This is a genomic window from Brucella sp. IR073 (assembly GCF_049065735.1).
Taxonomy (GTDB): domain Bacteria; phylum Pseudomonadota; class Alphaproteobacteria; order Rhizobiales; family Rhizobiaceae; genus Paramesorhizobium.
The window spans coordinates 1-1,279 of sequence record NZ_JBAKHD010000030.1; the positions used below are offsets into that span (position 1 = coordinate 1).

The window sequence follows — 1,279 nt, forward strand, 5'->3', positions numbered from 1 at the left end:
GGTTCCGTTCTCGACCTGCAGCTGGCACTCGATGAGGGCGAAGGGGAATCTCTTCCTGGGCGGGTTGCTGGCGGGCGGAAGTTGGGCATAGGCCTTGTCGATGACGATGCCCTTGACGGTCGGAACCGGAACGAAGGAGAGTTCCAGATCTGGTTCGGAATGATCGTAGGTGCCGATATATGCGTTCCAACCGCCCAACGTACCGATTACCACATTGTCGATGGCGCCGCCGCCGGAAGCGGTGACATCGATGGTCGCGACGCCCGCCGCGTCGGTGAAGGAGACATTGCCCGCCGCCGACTGGCCGCTGCCGCCGCTGAAGGTAAGCCGGTCATCCGAGGCATACCAATGTACCTCCTTGTTGGGCCCGACAGACCCACCGTTGTTGACGGTATAAGTACATTTCAGCTTGTGCGGCGTGTTCGTCGGTAAGCCGTGCATGCCATCAAGGGATTCAAGCGCCAGCTTGTTGGTGTGACCGGGCATATATGGGGCGGTTTGCGCGAAATCGACTATGAAGGTGGCAACATCCGTACCGCCTGCGGTGGCTTTCACGGTGACGGAGGCTGTGCCGGAACCGGTGTATTGGATGGAAGTTACAGTCGTGCCATCCGTCTGGGTCGTCGTCTGCTGAGGGTTTACGGAGACGCCGGCGACTGGAGGAACGATCGCCCAGTTGACCGTTTGTCCGGCGAGCGGTGCTCCCGTCGCCGTCACCTGATAGGCGGCCCGCAGCAGATGCGGTTCATTGGCCTTGAGGGGATTGCTGTTCAGCGAGACGATGGAAAGTGTGTTGCCGGCAGGCGGATCGGTCACTTCAGTTACATAGAAGTATATCTGACCGGTGGGCACGTTCGGGTTGTCGGCGCGGGCATAGATGTTAGGGAAGGCGATGACATTCTGACCAGAGACGGTAACCTTCGTGCTGGCCTGATTGTCGGAAACGTCCGAAACGTTGGGATCGAAAGTGACGATTTGCTCCGGACCCCCGCCGCTGACTGGGTAGCGCGTCCAGTAGATCCTGTTCACCACAGAATCGGCGTTGGGGTTCGTTGCCGTCAGCGGTTCCGGTGTATAATGAGGAATTGCGTGCTGCCCCGTGATCTTTATCGGCTGGGGATCGCTGACGACCGTGGACGGCTCCTTGCCGGACTCTTCCAAAGAGGGTTTGTCGGTATCGTTTGTCATATCAATATCCTTTTTGAGAATGGCGCCGGGGGCGAGCCGACAGGTCTAAATGGATCAATCAGTCGTCGTCGAATGCTGCGTGGGTTTCCTT

General features: G+C 58.7%; 1 protein-coding gene. It reads right to left on the bottom strand.

Annotation, left to right across the window (positions count from 1 at the left end; genetic code table 11):
- Window positions 1-1,188, bottom strand: a 1,188-nt coding sequence (locus ACOWVG_RS19270; protein WP_420963995.1) for a hypothetical protein, incomplete at its 3' end; no start/stop codon positions are given.
- Window positions 1,189-1,279 lie beyond the last annotated feature (91 nt).